Annotated in this window: 12 protein-coding genes; 3 read left to right on the top strand and 9 right to left on the bottom strand. The window is 62.4% G+C overall.

Features of this window, described 5'->3' with window-relative positions; translation table 11 throughout:
- Window positions 1–4 precede the first annotated feature (4 nt).
- Genes FFS45_RS04450 through FFS45_RS04435 form a run of 4 tightly spaced genes read right to left on the bottom strand, consistent with a single transcriptional unit; the run spans window position 5 to window position 3,696 of the window.
- The gene (locus tag FFS45_RS04450) at window positions 5–1,012 is read right to left on the bottom strand and encodes a xylose isomerase (RefSeq protein ID WP_137953510.1); all 1,008 of its coding nucleotides are present in this window, start codon (window positions 1,010–1,012) and stop codon (window positions 5–7) included.
- A gap of 31 nt (window positions 1,013–1,043) precedes the next feature.
- Complete coding sequence (locus FFS45_RS04445) at window positions 1,044–2,282, bottom strand: FAD-dependent oxidoreductase (RefSeq protein ID WP_137953509.1); 1,239 nt, start codon at window positions 2,280–2,282, stop codon at window positions 1,044–1,046.
- Between the two features lie 2 nt (window positions 2,283–2,284).
- Window positions 2,285–2,614 carry a non-heme iron oxygenase ferredoxin subunit gene (locus tag FFS45_RS04440; RefSeq protein ID WP_137953508.1) on the bottom strand — a complete coding sequence of 110 codons (330 nt, stop codon included), beginning with the start codon at window positions 2,612–2,614 and terminating at the stop codon, window positions 2,285–2,287.
- A gap of 26 nt (window positions 2,615–2,640) precedes the next feature.
- The gene (locus FFS45_RS04435) at window positions 2,641–3,696 is read right to left on the bottom strand and encodes a fatty acid desaturase (RefSeq protein WP_249362624.1); all 1,056 of its coding nucleotides are present in this window, start codon (window positions 3,694–3,696) and stop codon (window positions 2,641–2,643) included.
- Window positions 3,697–3,923: 227 nt separating this feature from the next.
- Between FFS45_RS04435 and FFS45_RS04430 the strand changes: the two genes are divergently transcribed.
- On the top strand, window positions 3,924–4,994 hold the full coding sequence (locus FFS45_RS04430; protein WP_137953507.1) for a LacI family DNA-binding transcriptional regulator: 1,071 nt from the start codon (window positions 3,924–3,926) through the stop codon (window positions 4,992–4,994).
- A gap of 74 nt (window positions 4,995–5,068) precedes the next feature.
- Window positions 5,069–5,860, top strand: a complete 792-nt coding sequence (locus FFS45_RS04425) for a PhnD/SsuA/transferrin family substrate-binding protein (RefSeq protein WP_137953506.1) — start codon at window positions 5,069–5,071, stop codon at window positions 5,858–5,860.
- Between the two features lie 16 nt (window positions 5,861–5,876).
- Here the strand turns inward: FFS45_RS04425 and FFS45_RS04420 are convergent, their stop codons facing one another.
- From FFS45_RS04420 to FFS45_RS04405, 4 genes are all read right to left on the bottom strand, one after another.
- Entirely contained in the window at window positions 5,877–7,898 is a 2,022-nt protein-coding gene (locus FFS45_RS04420) for an acetyl/propionyl/methylcrotonyl-CoA carboxylase subunit alpha (protein WP_137953505.1), read from the bottom strand.
- Window positions 7,899–7,971: 73 nt separating this feature from the next.
- A complete protein-coding gene (locus tag FFS45_RS04415) occupies window positions 7,972–8,757 on the bottom strand; it encodes an enoyl-CoA hydratase/isomerase family protein (RefSeq protein WP_137953504.1) in 786 nt (261 codons plus the stop codon).
- A 33-nt stretch (window positions 8,758–8,790) separates the two neighbouring features.
- A complete protein-coding gene (locus tag FFS45_RS04410) occupies window positions 8,791–10,398 on the bottom strand; it encodes a carboxyl transferase domain-containing protein (protein ID WP_137953503.1) in 1,608 nt (535 codons plus the stop codon).
- Window positions 10,399–10,481: 83 nt separating this feature from the next.
- Window positions 10,482–11,663 (bottom strand): isovaleryl-CoA dehydrogenase, encoded by a 1,182-nt coding sequence (locus tag FFS45_RS04405; RefSeq protein WP_137953502.1) that lies wholly within the window; start codon window positions 11,661–11,663, stop codon window positions 10,482–10,484.
- 214 nt (window positions 11,664–11,877) lie between these two features.
- Between FFS45_RS04405 and FFS45_RS04400 the strand changes: the two genes are divergently transcribed.
- On the top strand, window positions 11,878–12,642 hold the full coding sequence (locus tag FFS45_RS04400) for a TetR/AcrR family transcriptional regulator (RefSeq protein ID WP_137953501.1): 765 nt from the start codon (window positions 11,878–11,880) through the stop codon (window positions 12,640–12,642).
- On the opposite strand, the gene FFS45_RS04395 is transcribed toward FFS45_RS04400, so the two are convergent.
- Window positions 12,618–13,790, bottom strand: coding sequence for a 4-hydroxybenzoate 3-monooxygenase (locus FFS45_RS04395; protein ID WP_137953500.1), 1,173 nt, complete (start codon window positions 13,788–13,790; stop codon window positions 12,618–12,620). The two genes, FFS45_RS04400 and FFS45_RS04395, sit on opposite strands and share 25 nt — an antisense overlap.
- Window positions 13,791–13,911: the final 121 nt, after the last annotated feature.

The raw sequence follows: 13,911 nt of genomic DNA, 5'->3' as shown, positions 1-13,911 counted from the left end.
TGCGTCACGCCCCGCCCGCATTCGCCTGGCTCGCGAGCGAATAAGTGTCGCGCAACCACGCCGCGCAGGCCACGTTGTTTTCGAAGATCGAATACCCTGCTCCACCGCCATAGTCGGCGAACGGAATGAATTCACAACTGATCTGCTGCGGCGTAGAAACGCAATTCCGCGCGCATGCATCGAGCAGGTGCCGCACGGCATCCTTCCAGGGAGCGAGTGCAGCCTCCTCCCAGTCGCCATCCCATTGATCCGCAGCAGGACGCACGAACGGATATTGAATCCCGCGGCCAGGTCTGCCGTCGGATCGGCGCATGCGAGGATTGCGCGGATTGTTCGGTATGACGCTGCGCGCGTGGGCGTGACGGACCCAGCCACGCGCGATCCACTGCTTGAAGATCGCATCCGGCGAAGCGGGATCGAGCACGATCTCGCCGGCTTCGACCAAGGGACGGATTCGTGACGCGTCGAGTTCCTCTGCGTTGCCGATCTTGAAGATCAAATGCGAATGATCGAGCGTGAGACGCAAGGCGATGCCGTCCCTCGCCAGTAGTTCACCCACCGCCGCCACGCGGCGGAAATCTTCGTTCCACATATCGACGTGCACTTCGAAAGACGGAATGCAATCCGTCGAGGCCGCCCATTCGCAAGTCTGCACGTAGAATCTCACGATCTCGGTGTCGGTGAGGCGATGTCCGTCCACATGATTCGCGTAGAGCTGGCAATTCAGCACCTTCGAGCCGAAGCGCGGTGCCCACTCGATCAGGCGCCGCAGATGCGCTTCGTCACGTCCCGCACAAAATATGCCGCCGATCACGCGAACCGGCAACGCGTAACGCTCGCTCAATTGAACGTAAGGTGCAAGCGCTACGCCTTCGGGTGGATTCATCTCGACATAGTCGAACACGCCCGCGTCGGCGATCATCTGGAATTGCGTGTTCGCGTCGACGGCTGGCAGGTCGTCTCGATGCAACACGCCGTCTATGTTGACGCCGATATGCAGATTGGAATTCATGGTTCGCTTTTGATGGCGCGATAGACGTTGTTCAAACCGCTTCAGCAATAAGCAGCGATTTAAGCTTCACTGACGGATCTGCGAGTTCTTCTGCGGAAATACGGGCGTTGCGAGCCATCAGCATCTGCGCAATGCGGATGTCGCGTCCCACTGCCCGGCCGACGCCGCTTGCGGCAATCAACGTACCGTCCGCCGACAGATGAAACAGCAGCAGCGCATCGGCCGTTTCGCGCACAACGGTCGCACGGCTGAATGCGGGCAGCCCTGCGATCTGGATCGACAATTCATACTGATCGGACCAGAACCACGGCATATCGCCGTACGCAAGGTCTTCACCAAGCATGTTGCGCGCGGCAATGCGCCCTTGGCCGTCGGCGTTCTTCCAGCACTCCAGTCGCACACGGCGGCCATACAATGGATGCGGGAACGAGCAGACATCTCCGGCTGCGAAGATCGCAGGATCGCTCGTGCACAGACGCTCGTTGACTACGATGCCGTCCGCGACCTCGATTCCCGCGGCCTGAGCAAGTGCGGTACGGGGCGCGGCGCCAATGCCTACGACAACAGTATCGCAGCGGATAATTTCACCGTCGGCAAGACGGATTTCCTCGGCTGCACTATCACCGGCGATAGCAGCCAATTGCGCACCGAAACGAAACTGCACACCGGCATCACGGTGACGCGCTTCGATACGCGCGGCGATTTCCCGTGGCACTGCGCGCATGAGCAGACGCTCGCCGGCCTCGATGACCGTCACACGGCATCCCGTCGCAACGGCACTTGCCGCTACCTCAAGGCCGATAAAGCCGCCGCCGACAATCGCAATGTGCTGCCCGTCACGCAGACGCGCCGCGAGGTAACGAGCGTCGTCGGCAGTACGCAGGGTCATGACGCCAGGCAATGTCGAACCGGGCGTATTCAATGTTCTGGGCGATGCACCGGTCGCGAGCAAAAGCCGGCTGTAGCCAATCCGTTCGCCGTTGGCGAGCAGTACCGCCCTACCCTCCCGGTCGATCTCGACCACCTCGGTGGAGCGCATCAGATCGATCGCGTGATCGTGAAAGAACGTGTCCGCGAACAGCGCGCAATCTCCGGGCGACTTTTCCCCCAGCAGGACCGCTTTCGAGAGCGGCGGCCGGTCGTATGGCTCGTGCGGTTCGTTAGTAATGAGCGTCACCCGGCCAGCGAAACCCGCCTCGCGCAGTTCAGCACTGGCACGGGCGCCCGCGAGACCGGCCCCGACGATAACCATGTGTGCGTCGTCAGCCATGCTCACTCCGCCACCGGCACGCCGATCAGCACCGCGTCGCCCTCAATACGCACCGGATGCGTTTTCAGTTGCTGACAGACCGGCGCGCAAAGCGGCTTGCCCGTTGCAATATCGAAGCGCCCCTGATGCCGTGGACATTCGATCGCGTTGCCCAACACAAAACCATCGGCAAGATGAGCCTTCTCGTGCGTGCACCAGCCGTCGGACGCATAGAACCTGCCATCGACGCGGTAGACAGCGAAGGTTGCAGCGCCATGGTCGAAACGCACAACGTCTTCTTCATCAATGTCGCCGGTCCGGCACGCGACAACCCATTCACGTTGATCCACCATTTCAGATACTCCCTCTTCCGGACGTTTCAGATTGCCGAGCGCATCGATTCATGACGCGGGACCTGGCGATGGATAAAGTGAGAGCGATCCCGTCTCTGGCGGATCAGTGTTGGAACCATCTCCCTGTAGACCGACCAGAGGCCCGGATACGCAGGCGGCGTCTCCGCCTTGATTGCCTCGTGCAGTTTCGGCAACGCGTGGTACGGCACCATCGGCAGCAGGTGATGTTCAATGTGATACTGCATGTTCATGTAAAGGAACGCGAACACCGGATTGATATAGACCGTGCGCGTATTGAGCCGATGGTCGGCAACGTTCATGGCCATGCCGGCATGCTGCGTGAGACCCAGCGTCTGGTGGAACCAGCCACAGTAAAAGCGCGGCGTCCAGACGAACAGCAGCGGCAAAATGCTATGGATGACGAAACACCAGCCGATCATAGCGGCCATCACGGCAACGTAAAGACGACTGATCCAGATCATCTTGCGGCGCTCTGTCACCGGCACAAAGTCCGCCACTTCCGGGCTGATCGAGGCGCAGGCATGGCGCACAGTTTTAGCAATCTCAGTGCTGCCGCTAATCAGATAGAAGAAATCCAGCAGGATCGTGATGAGCTGCGGCGGACGGCATACCTGGATTTCCGGGTCGCGGCCAACCATGATCGTATGCGTGTGATGCCGGGCGTGACTCCAGCGCCAGAGCGTCGCCTCGCGGATCGTCATGAACGAACAAAGCTGATAGAAGACCGAGTTCAGCCGCGGCGTCTTGAACGGCGTGCCGTGCGCAAGCTCATGCCAGCGGGCGTCGCTTGAACAGTAGATCGTCCCGTAGACGAAAAATGCCGGAACCGCCCACCACGTGCCCCACGAATAGAATGCCGCGGCGCCAGAAGCGAGCAGCAGGGCGATCCACAGGCCAAAGTTCTTCAAGCCTTCAGCGTCGCTGCGCTTCATCAGTTGCTTGAGTGTCTGGCGGGGGATGTCGGGGCGATACCAGTGCTCTTCCGGATGTGCGGCCAAAGCGTCACCACCGGTGTTTGCATGACCGCCCGTGCATGGCATGTTCAGAGGCGATTTGGGCACCTGAGTCTCCTTTGCTTTTCAGATCGGCTTATCCCGGCTGCCGCACAGGACAGGACCACGGGAGGCGATAGCTGCACGATAAGAGACGGCCGTGTTCCCCTCAACGAAAAGATTGACGTTTTTTCGTCAATCCCATAGCGTTAAAAAAGCACGAAATAATGCTGCGCTGCGTCATTCCAGCGAGCACCGCGCCAGGCGAAACCTGCAGGTAAACCGGAGCCAATGATATGACCGACGCCGCCAGGGCACCACGGCGCAAGCGCACAGCGCGCTTTGTCGAAATTGCGGAGGCGGCCGGCGTGAGTCCGGCAACCGTCGACCGGGTACTCAACGAACGCGGCAGTGTCTCGGCCGCAACCCGGGCGCGCGTAGTGGCGGCGGCAAGGCAGTTGGCCGTGCCGCGCGTTCTGCCCGATGCGCGGCACGGGCTGATGCATATGGATGTGTTCCTGCCGCAAAACAGCTCGCCATTCTTTGGCCGTTTGAATCTCGCCCTGCAGCGCTCGATGCAGATGCTGGACAAGCGGGTCGTCATGCACCGGTCGGTCCTTCCGGAGGCCGATGACGACGTGATTACCGAAGCCATCCTCCGTCCGCGCTACCCACGATCGGGTCTGATCGTGACGACTCACGACACGCCACGCGTACGCGATGCCTTACGCACCGTGATCGAACGCGGCGAACCGGTCGTCACGATGGTCACCGACGTGCATGACGTGGCGCGCTTGCACTATGCAGGAATCGACAACCTGTGTGCCGGGCGCACTGCGGGCTACTTCCTCGGCCGGCTTGCAAAACGGCCTGGACGCGTGCTGATGTTGTGCAGCCGCAAGGACTATCGCGCACATATCGACCGCATCGGCGGTTGCCGTGAACAGCTTGCGGCGTCGTTCCCTGAGATCGTCTGCGATAGTGCGGAAGCGGAAACCGGGGATGACGCGGACAGGTGTTATCACGCCGTCGTCAGTGCATTGAAGCGGGGCGACCTGGTCGGCATCTATAACAGCGGATATGGCTCACCGGGTATCGAAGCCGCCTTGCGAAAGTTCGGCGCTGCCGGGCAGGTCGTATGGGTAGGTCATGAAATGCTCGATTTGCATCGCAAGTGCATCGAAGAACATACGATGGATATCGCCATCGACCAGGACCCGGACGGACAGGTGATATCGGCGCTGCAGCATGTGCTGCATGCGTGTGGAGTGGTCGAAGATGCGCCTCTGCCAGGGCCGGTGGAATTTCGCATCTTCTGTCCGGCGAACGTCAGGTCTACTGCATATCTGCCTATGCTGCCGGACTGATCACAGAAAACGATAGCGCCCCTGCCCAACCTTCTCCATCACACGAACTCCGTCGATATGCCAGAATCGCAACCATGAACCGCATCGCCACCCTCCCCATGTACAACGTCTCCCCAGCTCTCGCCGCCGAATGGCGCGCCTGGCTGGGCAACGTCCTGAGTTTGGCCGGCGCGCACGCGTCCATCGTCGAGCCAGACGACGACCTGCATGCGCTATGGCGCCGCTCCGATCTGCTGATCTCGCAGACCTGCGGCTATCCTCTCGTCAACGGCTTGCAACAGAAGGTTCAACTGATCGCAACGCCACAGTTCGATGTCCCCGGTTGCGCTGGTGCGGAATATTCAAGCGTGCTGATAACACGAGCCGATGCCCCGTTCGACACGCTCGCCGCCTGCCGCGGCGCACGTGCGGCCTACAACCAGGACGATTCGAATAGCGGCATGAACGTGTTCCGCCATGCAGTCGCGCCGCTTGCTCAGAATGAGAGATTTTTTGCTGAGGTGATACGCACCGGTTCGCATCTCGGCTCATTGCGGGCCGTTGCCGACAACCTTGCGGATGTGGCAGCGATCGATTGCGTCACCTTCGCGTTCGTGCGTGACGAATTGCCGGAACTCGCAGAGCGCGTGCGCGAGATCGGCAGGACTGCATCTTCGCCAGGTTTGCCGCTGATTGCCGCGCATGACGTGCCGCAGGACGTGATCGAATCACTGCGCGCGGCTTTAGATGAAGCCGTAGCCGCAAGCCCTGAACGGGCGGCACGACTACGCCTGAAGGGGTTCGCGAGCCTGTCGTTCGACGACTACACTCGCATCACAGAACTGGAAAACAAGGCACGAGCCTTAGGTTATCCGCGCCTCGCCTGACCTAAAGCGCACTACATCAGCCAACATCAAGCACCAGCAGTTGCGCGCCGTCGGCCACCTGATCGCCCACCGCATACAGCACTTCCGACACCGTACCGGCCGCGGGCGCGCCGATGGTGTGCTCCATCTTCATCGCCTCCATAACGATCAAGGGCGTGCCCTTCTCAACCGCCGTACCCGGCTCCACCAGCACGGCGATCACCTTACCCGGCATGGGCGCGGTAAGGCGCCCTTCGCCATGCTCCGCATCCGCGGCATGAGCAAGCAGGTTTTGCCATTCGAAGGCCAGCGCCTCGCCAAGGCAAAACACATGGAACACATCACCGTCGACAAACACGCGGCCCGTCACGCGCGAATCGCCAAGCGTCGCGCCGAACTCATGCGCGCCGGCGCCGCTCCACCAGCTAAAGCCATCACGCTGGCCGCCGAATTCCAGCGTCTGCGCCGCGCCGTCACGCGCAAAAATCGCTGCAAAGGAAGATTCGTTTTCAACGTCGCGCCATGCTAGTGTTTGCGTATAGCCGCTATTCAGCCGCCAATGTGAGAGCGCATCCCACGGCGACGCGCCATGCGCCGTGCCGCCTTCCCGCGTGAGCAAGGCGGCGCAGGCCAGCGCCAGCGCTTCGCGGAACGGCTTCTGAACGGGCGCAAACAAGGCAGCGTGATGCCGTTCGATCAAACCGGTATCGAGATCGCCGCTCGAAAACGGCTCGCTCGTCACAATGCGCTGCAGAAACTCCACGTTGGTATGCGGGCCGACCACTTCGCAGGCGCGCAAGGCGCGGCTCATCCGCGCCAGCGCTTCCGCGCGCGTCGCGCCGTGGACGATCAGCTTGGCGATCATCGGGTCATAGAACGGCGTGATCGTGTCGCCTTCGCGCACCCCGCTATCGATCCGCAGCGCAGCGCGTGAACCGGGCGCACCGGCCGCACTGATCGTGAACTCAACACCTTCGGGCATACGCAAATGCTTGAGCGTGCCCGTCGACGGCAGAAAGCCGCGCGCCGGATGCTCGGCATAGATACGCGCTTCAATGGCGTGTCCTTCGAGTTTCAGTTGCGTCTGCGTGAGCGGCAACGGTTCGCCGGAGGCCACGCGCAATTGCCACTCCACCAGATCGAGACCCGTCACCATTTCGGTGACCGGATGCTCGACCTGCAAGCGCGTGTTCATCTCCATGAAGTAAAAATCGCTCGCGCCGGTCATGATGAACTCAACCGTGCCTGCGCCGACGTAATTCACCGCGCGCGCCGCCGCCACCGCCGCCTCGCCCATCTCGCGGCGCAGCTCGGCGGACAGGCCGGGCGCCGGCGCTTCTTCCAGCACTTTCTGATGGCGGCGCTGCACCGAGCAATCGCGGTCGAACAGATATACCGCACCGCCGTGCTGGTCCGCAAACACCTGCACTTCGACGTGGCGCGGACGGGTCAGATACTTTTCGATCAGTACGCGGTCGTTACCGAAACTGCTCGCCGCCTCGCGCTTGCACGAGGCCAGCGCTGCAGCGAAGTCTTCACTGCGCTCGACCACGCGCATGCCCTTGCCGCCGCCGCCAGCACTCGCCTTGAGCAACACCGGGTAGCCCATCGCATCCGCTTCGCGTTGCAGCAGTTGCGCATCCTGATCGTCGCCGTGATAACCGGGCACGAGCGGTACCGCTGCGGCGTGCATCAGCGCCTTGGCAGCCGCTTTCGAGCCCATCGCCGCAATCGCTTCGACCGGCGGTCCGATAAAGACAATGCCCGCTTCCTTGCAGGCCTGCGCGAAGTCTTCGTTCTCCGAGAGAAAGCCGTAGCCCGGATGCACCGCCTGCGCGCCCGTCGCACGCGCCGCCGCGATAATGCGCTCATAGCGCAGGTAGCTCTCGGCCGCCGTCGAGCCGCCGATATGCACGGCTTCATCGCACGCCGCGACATGCTTGGCGCCGGCGTCCGCGTCGGAGTAGACCGCCACGCTCGCAATGCCGAGCCGCTTGCAGGTTGCCGCAACCCGGCAGGCAATCTCGCCGCGGTTGGCGATCAGGATCTTGTTGAACATAAGCTGTCTCGCTGAGGTGTCCCGTTCAGGGCTGTTGTTCTGCGGGAGTTGCGGATAATCGTGAGTGGCGGCATCAGTTGCGCCACGCAGGCGTGCGCTTTTCGAGGAACGACGCCACGCCTTCGCGGCCTTCCGCGCTCGCACGCACCTTTGCGATACGCGTGGCCGTGTCGGCAATCAGCGCCTCGTCCAGTTCGCGCCCTGCTATGTCCTGCACGAGTTGCTTGCACGCGCGCACCGCATGCGGGCCGTTGGCGCACAGCGTTTCGGCCAGCTGCTGCACTGTCGCATCCAGCTTGTCTTCGCTCACCGCCTCGCTGACCAGGCCCAGACGCAGCGCCGTCGCGCAGTCGAACAGTTCGGCGGTCGTGAAGTAGCGGCGCGACGCCTGCTCGCCGAGCGCACGAATCACGTAGGGGGCAATCGTTGCGGGAATCAGGCCGAGGCGCGCCTCGGAAAGGCAAAAGCGTGCGGTATCCAGCGCCACCACGATGTCACAGGCGCAGATCAGGCCCATGCCGCCTGCGTAGGCGTCGCCGTTGACGCGTGCGATCACCGGCTTGTTGCATCGGTAGATAGCGGACAGCATGGCGGCGAGGCGCATGGCGTCGGCGCGGTTCTCCTCGTCGGAGTAACCGGCCATCTTCTTCATCCAGTTCAGGTCCGCGCCCGCGCAAAACGCCTTGCCGTTGGCCGCCAGCACGACCGCGCGCACGTCGTCACGCCCGTTGAGCGCCGCGAACGCCGCGGTCACATCGGCGATCATCGTTTCGTTGAACGCGTTGCGCACATCCGGGCGGTTCAGCGTGACCGTCGCCACCTGGCCCGTCACCGTCAGGCTCAAAGTTTCGTATTGCATGTCGATCGACTCCTTCGCGTGGTGCCTGCCGCGTTACATTCTGAACACGCCGAAGCGCGTGTCTTCGATCGGTGCGTTCATCGAGGCCGACAGCCCCAGACCAAGCACATCGCGAGTCTGCGCCGGATCGATCACGCCGTCATCCCACAGTCGCGCACTTGCGTAGTACGGGTGCCCCTGGTGCTCGTATTGCTCGCGGATCGGCTGCTTGAACGCATCTTCCTGCTCGGCGCTCCAGGTACCGCCCTTGCCTTCGATGCCGTCGCGCTTGACGGTAGCCAGCACCGAGGCCGCCTGTTCGCCGCCCATCACCGAAATACGCGCGTTCGGCCACATCCATAGGAAGCGCGGCGAATAGGCGCGGCCGCACATGCCGTAGTTACCGGCGCCGAACGAGCCGCCAATGATGACGGTGAATTTCGGCACCTTGGCGGTTGCCACCGCGGTCACCATCTTCGCACCGTTGCGCGCGATACCTTCATTTTCGTACTTGCGGCCCACCATAAAGCCGGTGATGTTCTGCAGGAACACGAGCGGAATCTTGCGCTGGCAGCACAGTTCGATAAAGTGCGCACCCTTCAGCGCGGACTCGGAAAACAGAATGCCGTTGTTGGCGATGATGCCAACCGGATGTCCCCATATATGCGCAAAACCGGTGACGAGCGTCGTGCCATAGCGGGCCTTGAATTCGTCGAAGGCGGAGTCGTCGACGATGCGCGCGATCACCTCGCGGATATCGAACGGCTTGCGCGTATCCACCGGGATCACGCCGTAGATGCTCTTCGGGTCGTAGCGCGGCGGCTTCGGTTCCTGCAGCGCGACCGGCGCCTGCTTGACGCGATTCAGGTTGCCGACAATGCTGCGCGCAATCGCGAGCGCATGCGCATCGTTTTGCGCCAGATGATCGACCACGCCCGACAGGCGCGTATGCACGTCGCCGCCGCCGAGGTCTTCCGCGCTCACCACTTCGCCGGTTGCGGCCTTCACCAGCGGCGGCCCGCCGAGAAAGATCGTCCCCTGGTTCTTGACGATGATCGATTCGTCGCTCATGGCCGGCACATAGGCGCCGCCCGCCGTGCACGAGCCCATCACCACCGCAATCTGCGGAATGCCGGCTGCGGACAGGTTCGCCTGGTTGAAAAAGATGCGTCCGAAGTGATCGCGATCGGGGAACACCTCATCCTGATTCGGCAGGTTCGCACCGCCGGAGTCCACCAGATACACGCACGGCAGATGATTCTCCGCCGCAATCTCCTGGGCCCGCACGTGTTTCTTCACGGTGATCGGGTAGTACGTGCCGCCCTTCACGGTGGCGTCGTTACAGACGATCACGCATTCCTGCCCGGCAATGCGGCCGATCCCCGTGATCACACCGGCGCCCGGCGCATCGTCGTGATACATGCCGAACGCCGCCAGTTGCGACAGTTCCAGGAACGGCGTGCCCGGATCGAGCAGTTGCGCGATGCGCTCGCGCGGCAGCAGCTTGCCGCGGCTCACGTGTTTGTCGCGCGCGGCCTGGCCGCCGCCCAGGGCGAGTTTTTCGATTTTGGCGCGCAGGTCGGCAACCAGTGCCTCGAGCGCAGCCGCGTTATTGCGGAAGTCGTCCGAGCGCGGATTCAGCTTTGTTTCGATGATCGGCATTGCGTGGCTCTCCTGTGCGCCGCTGTTCTCGCTGTTCTATTCACCGCCTGGTTGCACCCGGCGGGCTGAGTGGCACGAGTCGATCAGGCTGTTTCGGCAAACAGCTCGCGGCCAATCAGCATGCGGCGAATTTCGCTGGTGCCTGCACCGATTTCATAGAGCTTCGCGTCGCGCCACAAACGGCCCACCGGATATTCGTTGATATAGCCGTTACCGCCGAGAATCTGGATCGCTTCGCCGGCCATCCACGTGGCCTTTTCCGCGGTATAGAGAATCACGCCCGCGCAATCCTTACGCATCTGGCGCACGTGCTCCGAGCCCAGCGTGTCGAGCTGACGGCCGACTGCATACAGATACGCGCGGCAAGCCTGCAGCGTGGTGTACAGATCGGCCACCTTGCCTTGAATCAGTTGAAACTCGCCGATCGACTGGCCGAACTGCTTGCGGTCGTGGATATACGGGACCACTGAGTCCATCACCGCGACCATGATTCCGGTCGGGCCGCCCGCCAGCACGGCGCGCTCGTAATCGAGCCCGCTCATCAGCACCTTCACGCCGCCGTTCAACTGGCCAAGAATGTTTTCTTCCGGCACTTCGACGTTGTCGAACACGAGTTCGCCCGTGTGCGAACCGCGCATGCCGAGCTTGTCGAGCTTCTGCGCCACCGAAAAACCCTTCATGCCTTTCTCGACGATGAAGGCGGTAATGCCGCGCGGGCCGGCTTCGAGGTCCGTCTTCGCATAGACCACCAGCGTGTCGCAATCCGGGCCATTGGTGATCCACATCTTGGTGCCGTTCAGCACATAGCGCTCGCCCTTCTTGTCCGCGCGCAGTTTCATGCTCACCACGTCCGAGCCGGCATTCGGCTCGCTCATGGCCAACGCGCCGACATGTTCGCCCGATACCAGCTTGGGCAGATACTTCCGCTTTTGCGCCTCGGTGCCGTTGCGGTGAATCTGGTTCACGCACAGGTTCGAATGCGCACCGTACGACAAGCCGACCGAAGCCGACGCCCGCGAAATCTCTTCCATCGCGATCATATGCGCCGTGTAGCCCATATTGGCGCCGCCGTATTCCTCCGAGACCGTCATGCCGAGCACGCCCAGGTCGCCGAACTTCTTCCACAGATCCATCGGAAACTGGTCCGTGCGGTCGATCTCGGCAGCGCGCGGCGCAATTTCCTTTGCCGCAAAGCCCGCGAGGCTGTCGCGCAGCATTTCGATCTCTTCACCAAGCGGGAATTGCAAACCGGGCAGGTTACTCATTGCGTGTCTCCAGGAATTCGTAGGCCATCGTAGGCGGTAAGCGGTGCTTGCGGGCGCGGCCGCACAAGCCGAATTTCACGCCAGATTTCCGTATACGTCAATAGGTATTTTGAGTGATACTCAGAAACGTTATGGACGGCCGTCAGCCTTATACCAACGTGCTAAACTCGCCACATCCGGTCTTCACCGTGACACAAATCTGACCTTTACTCATATGACGGCCATCTCCAGCGCCCCAGGCAAGGCGGAAGCACCCGCTTCGCGCCGCCAGCCGGCGGGACGCAAGTCGCAACAGCGCGTGAAGGAAATCCTTCAGGCCGGGCGCGATGTGTTCTCGGAAAAGGGTTACGAGCGGGCCACCACCGCTGAGATTGCGCAGCGCCTGGGCATTTCCGAGGCGACGGTGTTCAGCTATTTCCGCGGCAAGCGCGAGCTATGCGCGCGGGTGATTGGGGACTGGTACGACGAAATCATCGAGGCGATCGAGACGGGCCTGCCGCGCGACGGCAGCGTGCGCCAGCAATTCGCTTTTATCGTCAGGATGCATTTGCGGCTGATGCTGGTGAACGGCACGGACCTGTGCGCGCTGGTGCTTTCCGAGGGCCGCGCGCGGCATCACGAGCTGAGCGAGACATTGACGGATATGCAGCGGCGCTACACGGCGCCGCTGATGCGCGTGCTCGCGCACGGCCGGGAAACCGGCCAGATTCGCGCAGATGTGCCGCTACGGCTGCTGCGCTCCATGGTGTTCGGGCCAATGGAGCATGTGCTGTGGGATGCGACGCTCGCCAATCGCCAGATTGATATTGAAGCCACCGCAGATAGTCTGATCGAGGTGCTGTGGGCGGCGCTGCAACCGCCCGATGCGGCGCTGACCGCCCTCGTCCAGTTCAGGCATGAGGTGGCTGAAGCCGGCCGCCGGCTCGAACGGGCCGAGGCGGCGCAGCGTGCCGCTCAAACCGCGGCCACGCCCACGTAGTTCTCCGCCATTGCAGTCGCCGCCGCCCGCGAGGTGGTGACATGCTCCAGCTCAGCGATCTGAAGCTGCTGCTCGAACGGCGAGGCGTCGTCGAGCCGGTGCATCATGCGCGTCATCCAGTAAGAGAAATGCTCGGCGCGCCAGATGCGCTTGAGCGCCGTCGCACTGTAGCTGTCGAGCAGGTCCAGGCGGTTTTCCGCGTAAAAGGCCTGCAGCGCGGCGCTCAGCACGCGCACGTCCGCCACCGCCAGGTTCAGGCCCTTGGCGCCGGTCGGCGGCACGATATGCGCCGCGTCGCCCGCGAGGAAGAGCCGGCCATGCTGCATGGTGGTCGAGACAAAGCTGCGCATGCCGACAATGTTCTTCTGGAAGATCTTGCCGTCCACGACCTTTTGCCCGTCCGCGGAGTCGACCCGTGCGTGCAGTTCGGCCCAGATGCGGTCATCGGACCAGTTCTCGACGGATTCCTTCGGGTCGCACTGGAAATACATCCGCTGCACGTTCGCCGAGCGTGTGCTGACAAGCGCAAAGCCGCGTTCGTGGCGGGCATAGATCAGTTCGTCGGAAGACGGCGGCCCTTCGCTCAGAATGCCGAACCAGCCGAACGGATAGACGCGCTCGTAGTCCTTGCGCAGTGCGGCGGGAATCGATGCGCGCGAGACCCCTTGCGAGCCGTCGCAGCCAATCACGAAGTCGCACTGGAGTTCGCGCGCTTCGCCACCGTGATTGAAACGGATCGAAGGCGCCGCTGTCTCGATGCCGTGGATCGAAGTGCCGGACACGCTGAACAGCAATTGACCGCCCGCGTCCATGCGGGCGGCAACCAGATCCTTGATCACTTCGTGTTGCGCGTAGACCGTGATCGAATGACCCGTCAAGCCGGTGAGATCGATGCGCCGGCGCTTGCCGTCAAAGGCCAGCTCGAAGCCATGATGCAGCGCGCCCTCCGCCTTCATGCGGGCGCCGACTCCCGTCTGGCTGAGCAGATCCATGGTGCCCTGCTCCAGCACACCGGCGCGGATGGTGGACTCGATCTGCTCACGTGTGCGCGATTCGAGCACGACCGACTCGATGCCGCGAAGATTAAGCAGATGGGAAAGCAGCAGGCCCGCTGGCCCGGCGCCGATGATACCGACTTGAGTACGCATGAATGTCTCCTGTATCTCCTGTGTCGGCCAGCGTTAGCGCTGTGGCGCTAACGCTGGCCCGTGCAACGTAGTTGCGAAAGCGGCGATTGATTTGTGAGCTAAGTGTGCCGACCAGTCGCCA

Source organism: Burkholderia sp. 4M9327F10, from assembly GCF_005503145.1.
Taxonomy (GTDB): Bacteria; Pseudomonadota; Gammaproteobacteria; order Burkholderiales; family Burkholderiaceae; genus Paraburkholderia.
This window is presented reverse-complemented; position numbering and strand designations above follow the sequence as displayed.

Excerpts from the sequence above, each read along its gene's own strand:
- FFS45_RS04420 (WP_137953505.1), bottom strand. The coding sequence starts at position 7,898 with ATGTTCAACAAGATCCTGATCGCCAACCGCGGCGAGATTGCCTGCCGG.
- FFS45_RS04450 (WP_137953510.1), bottom strand. The coding sequence starts at position 1,012 with ATGAATTCCAATCTGCATATCGGCGTCAACATAGACGGCGTGTTGCAT.
- FFS45_RS04410 (WP_137953503.1), bottom strand. The coding sequence starts at position 10,398 with ATGCCGATCATCGAAACAAAGCTGAATCCGCGCTCGGACGACTTCCGC.
- FFS45_RS04445 (WP_137953509.1), bottom strand. The coding sequence starts at position 2,282 with ATGGCTGACGACGCACACATGGTTATCGTCGGGGCCGGTCTCGCGGGC.
- FFS45_RS04425 (WP_137953506.1), top strand. The coding sequence starts at position 5,069 with ATGAACCGCATCGCCACCCTCCCCATGTACAACGTCTCCCCAGCTCTC.
- FFS45_RS04405 (WP_137953502.1), bottom strand. The coding sequence starts at position 11,663 with ATGAGTAACCTGCCCGGTTTGCAATTCCCGCTTGGTGAAGAGATCGAA.
- FFS45_RS04440 (WP_137953508.1), bottom strand. The coding sequence starts at position 2,614 with ATGGTGGATCAACGTGAATGGGTTGTCGCGTGCCGGACCGGCGACATT.
- FFS45_RS04430 (WP_137953507.1), top strand. The coding sequence starts at position 3,924 with ATGACCGACGCCGCCAGGGCACCACGGCGCAAGCGCACAGCGCGCTTT.
- FFS45_RS04415 (WP_137953504.1), bottom strand. The coding sequence starts at position 8,757 with ATGCAATACGAAACTTTGAGCCTGACGGTGACGGGCCAGGTGGCGACG.
- FFS45_RS04400 (WP_137953501.1), top strand. The coding sequence starts at position 11,878 with ATGACGGCCATCTCCAGCGCCCCAGGCAAGGCGGAAGCACCCGCTTCG.
- FFS45_RS04395 (WP_137953500.1), bottom strand. The coding sequence starts at position 13,790 with ATGCGTACTCAAGTCGGTATCATCGGCGCCGGGCCAGCGGGCCTGCTG.